The sequence below is a fragment of the Streptomyces sp. NPDC031340 genome (assembly GCF_055569945.1).
This window is the reverse complement of record NZ_JBVIIE010000051.1, coordinates 1-3,903: the sequence shown is the minus strand read 5'-3', so window position 1 is coordinate 3,903 and position 3,903 is coordinate 1. Positions and strand designations below refer to the sequence as shown.

General features: G+C 73.7%; 3 protein-coding genes. 1 reads left to right on the top strand and 2 read right to left on the bottom strand.

Annotated features, from left to right (window positions below; genetic code table 11):
- Positions 1-214: 214 nt before the first annotated feature.
- Positions 215-2,671, bottom strand: coding sequence for a beta-glucosidase (locus ACZ5GT_RS31260; protein ID WP_469032900.1), 2,457 nt, complete (start codon positions 2,669-2,671; stop codon positions 215-217).
- A 103-nt stretch (positions 2,672-2,774) separates the two neighbouring features.
- Between ACZ5GT_RS31260 and ACZ5GT_RS31255 the strand changes: the two genes are divergently transcribed.
- On the top strand, positions 2,775-3,350 hold the full coding sequence (locus ACZ5GT_RS31255) for a TetR/AcrR family transcriptional regulator (RefSeq protein ID WP_469032897.1): 576 nt from the start codon (positions 2,775-2,777) through the stop codon (positions 3,348-3,350).
- 9 nt (positions 3,351-3,359) lie between these two features.
- On the opposite strand, the gene ACZ5GT_RS31250 is transcribed toward ACZ5GT_RS31255, so the two are convergent.
- Positions 3,360-3,689 (bottom strand): YrdB family protein, encoded by a 330-nt coding sequence (locus ACZ5GT_RS31250; RefSeq protein WP_469032895.1) that lies wholly within the window; start codon positions 3,687-3,689, stop codon positions 3,360-3,362.
- Positions 3,690-3,903: the final 214 nt, after the last annotated feature.

The following is a 3,903-nucleotide window of genomic DNA, read 5'->3' as shown; positions in this document are numbered from 1 at the left end:
ACGCCCCCCCCCCCCCCCCCCCCCCCCCCACACACCCCCCCCCCCCCCCCCCCCCCCCCCCCCCCCCCCCCCCCCCCCCCCCCCCCCCCCCCCCCCCCCCCCCCCCCCCCCGGCCGTGTGGCTGCCCGTGCGGCACGGCTGCCGGGACGGCACGAGCCCCGGCCCAGGGGTCAGGTCCCGGGCCGGGGCTGTCTGTGGGGAGACTTGTCCCGGATCAGACGTTAATGGCCGCCGTGATCCTGCGGTCCGCTATCGAGCGTCCGACCTGGATCTCGTACGAACCCTTCACAAATGTCCAGGCCCCGGTCTCCTCGTCCCAGACCTCGAAGGCGCGGCGCGGGAGCGTGACGACCGCCTCGGCCGTCTCGCCGGGCGCGGCCGTGACGTCGGCGAACCCGGCCAGCCAGCGCGCGGGCCGGCCGGCGTCGGGCTCGGCCGGGGCCAGGTAGACCTGCACGACCTCGCGGCCGGGGCGCTCGCCGGTGTTGCGGACGCGGACCGTGGCCGTCGTACCGTCCGCCGTCCCGTCCACGTCGACGGACTCGTACGTCCAGTCGGTGTAGCCGAGACCGTGGCCGAAGGGGTACGACGGGGTGCGGCCGGCCTTCTCCCAGGCCCGGTAGCCGATGAAGACGCCCTCGGAGTACCGCAGTTCGCCGTCGACGGGGGTCACCTGGGTGACCGGGGCGTCGGCCAGGGAGCCCCAGGTGGTGGGCAGCCGCCCGCCCGGCTCGTGGGCGCCCGTGAGGACGTCGGCCAGGGCCGCGCCGCCCTCCTGGCCGGGGAACCAGCTCAGCAGCACCGCGGCGACGTCCTCGCGCCACGGCATCTCCACCGGGGAGCCGGAGTTGACGACCACCACGGTGCGGGGGTTGGCGGCGGCGACCGCGCGGACCAGGTCGTCCTGACGGCCGGGCAGCGTCAGGTCCTTGCGGTCGAAGCCCTCCGACTCGACGCGCTCGGTGGTGGCGACCACGACGACGGCCGTGTCGGCACGGCGGGCCGCCTCGACCGCCTCGGCGATCAGTTCGTCGGGGTCGCGCCGCGGCTCCTGGTGGGCCAGGGCGAAGCCGACGACCTTCAGGGGGGCGTTCTCGTGGAAGGTGATGACGTGGGTCAGGGAGACCTCGACCGTCTCGCCGGCGGTGAGTTCGGCCTCGGCGCGGGGCACCGGGGCGCCGAAGAACGCCTCGAAGGGGTCGTCGTCGGCGGCGGGGCGCTGGACGTCGTCGTAGTACGTCGTGCCGTCGACGGTCAGCCGGAAGGGGCCGGTGCCCTTGACGCCGAAGGTGTGCGTGCCGGACTCGCGGGGGGTGAAGGTGCCGGTCAGTTCCACGGTGTGCAGGGTGTCGTGGGTGACGCCGTCGGGGAGGTCCGAACCCATCCACTGGATCTGGCCGTTGGGGGCCGAGCCGGTGCCGAGGACGTTGCCGTCCGCGTCCCGGCACACCGCGCGCAACTCGAACCCCTGGTCGGCGATGGCGAGTTCGGTGTCGGGGTCGGCGCCCACCGCGTAGTCGACGGCGCCGTCGGGGAGGGCGGCGGTGAGGCCGTCGAGGGGGGAGACGATGCGGGACGGGAAGACGGTGGCGGAGCCGCCGCCGAGGACGCGGGCGTCGCGGGCGGCGGCGCCGATCAGCGCCACGGTGCCGGGTTTCAGGGGCAGGGCGCCGCTTTCGTTGCGCACCAGGACGAAGGAGCGGCGGGCGATCTCGCGGGCCAGCGCGCTGCCGTCGACGGTGTCCGGCAGTTCGGTCACCGCGGGTTCGGCGCCGGGCAGGAGGCCGACGCGGGCGGCGAGCCGCAGCACGTTGCGGACGGCGTCGTCGACGGCGGACTCCGCGACCTCGCCGTCGCGCACGGCCTGGGCGAGCGGTGGGCCGTAGACGGTCTGCGGGCCGGGCATGGCGACGTCGAGGCCGCCCTCGACGGCGCCCTTGGTGGAGCGGGCGGCCGTCCAGTCGGAGACGTTGTAGCCGTCGAAGCCCCATTCGCCGCGCAGGACCTCGTTCACCAGGTAGTGGTGCTCGGTCATCGTGGTGCCGTTGACCGTGTTGTAGGCGGTCATGATGCCCCAGGGGTGGGCGTTCTCCACGATGATCTCGAAGGGGGCCAGGTACAGCTCGCGCAGGGCGCGTTCGCTCACCAGGTTGTTCACCGTGAAGCGTTCGGTCTCGGCGTCGTTGGCGACGTAGTGCTTGACGGTGGTGCCGACGCCGCCCGACTGGACGCCCGCCACGTAGCCCGCGCCGATCAGGCCGGTGAGGTACGGGTCCTCGCTGTAGGCCTCGAAGTGGCGGCCGCCGAGCGGGGAGCGGTGCAGGTTGACCGTGGGGGCGAGCAGTACGTGGACGCCCTTGCGGCGGGCCTCCTGGGCGAGCAGCACACCCGCACGGCGGGCGAGCCGCGGGTCCCAGGTGGCGGCGAGCGCGGTCGGGGAGGGCAGCGCGACGGAGGGGTCGTCGGCGGTCCAGCGCACGCCGCGGACGCCGATCGGGCCGTCGGACATGACGAGGGACCGCAGGCCGATCTCCGGCAGGGCGGGCAGGGACCAGGTGTCCTGGCCGGACAACAGCCGGGCCTTCGCGTCCAGGTCCAGCTTGCCGAGGGCCGCCTCGACGGCCGCCTCTCGGGCCTCGTCGGCCGGTGGGATTCCAGGGGTTCCCGCCATCGCGGTGCCTCCTCGTCGAAGTCCGTGCAGGGCCTCCATCGTGCATCGATTACCTGTAACACGGTAGGTTTCGTTACATTGCCGTTATATTCGGGGTGGCCGGATGACGTACGGTGACGCCATGAACGCGAGGGTCAGGAGCGAGGAACGGCGCACCGAGATCGTGCGGGCGGCGCTGGAGGTGATCGCCGAGCGCGGCTACCGGGGCGCGAGCCTGGCCGCGGTCGCCGAGCGCGTCGGGCTCACCCAGCAGGGGCTGCTGCACTACTTCCCGACCAAGGACGCGCTGCTCGTCGCGGTCCTGAAGGAGCGGGACCAGTGGGACGCGCTGCCGGACACCCGGTGGCGGGTCGATCTGCTGGCCGCGCTGGTGGAGTACAACGCGATGCGGCCCGGCATTATCCAGACCTTCTCGGCGCTGCTCGGCGAGAGCGTGACGGAGGGGCATCCGGCGCGCGAGTACTTCACGGAGCGGTACCGCAGGGTGCGCGAGAGCATGGCCGCCGTCCTGCGCGCCGAGTACGGCGACCGCCTCCCGAACGGCCTCACCCCGGAGCGCACCGCCCCGCTGCTGGTCGCGGTGATGGACGGCCTGCAGTACCAGTGGCTGCTGGACCCGGAGTCGGTGGACATGCCGGGGGCGTTCCGGGACTTCCTGACGCTGCTGGGCGAGGCCTGAACGCGCGCGCTACTGCCGCCAGATGACGGCCAGCGTCTTGCTGACCGCGCAGACCAGGGCGAGGGCGACCGCCCACGCCACGGCCCCGGCGGCGAGCAGCGCGGCCACGCCGGCGCCGAACCACAGCAGTTCGAAGCCGACGCGGGCCGCGCCGTGCACCGCGTGCGGCGCCTTGCGCGAACCGAACCGTCCCCACAGCACGATCAGCACGGCCGGGGCGCCCAGGCCCAGCAGCCAGGCCAGGGGCGCCGCCACGTCGCGGGTGAAGCCCCAGTAGCCGACGGCGGCGAGAGCGCCGAGCTCGATGAGGAAGAGGACGCCCAGGTTCGCTGCCTTCATCTTGAGTTTTTACCTTAGGTTCGTCTTCTGTCGCGGTCGGTTTGCTGCTTCATGGCCACGGGGTGCCGCTGGCGTGGGGGGCGGGTGGTGCCTTTGGGGCGTCCGGGGCCTGGCGTGGCGGGTTTTGGCTGTTTGGCGGGAGTGCCGAGTCGGCGTGCCAGGCGGGCAAAACTTCGCCGGACTCGTCCGGGTGTCGGTGTTCGGCCTGCGGGGG

Coding starts and splice junctions, on each gene's coding strand:
- ACZ5GT_RS31260 (WP_469032900.1), bottom strand. CDS start 2,671: ATGGCGGGAACCCCTGGAATCCCACCGGCCGACGAGGCCCGAGAGGCG.
- ACZ5GT_RS31255 (WP_469032897.1), top strand. CDS start 2,775: ATGACGTACGGTGACGCCATGAACGCGAGGGTCAGGAGCGAGGAACGG.
- ACZ5GT_RS31250 (WP_469032895.1), bottom strand. CDS start 3,689: ATGAAGGCAGCGAACCTGGGCGTCCTCTTCCTCATCGAGCTCGGCGCT.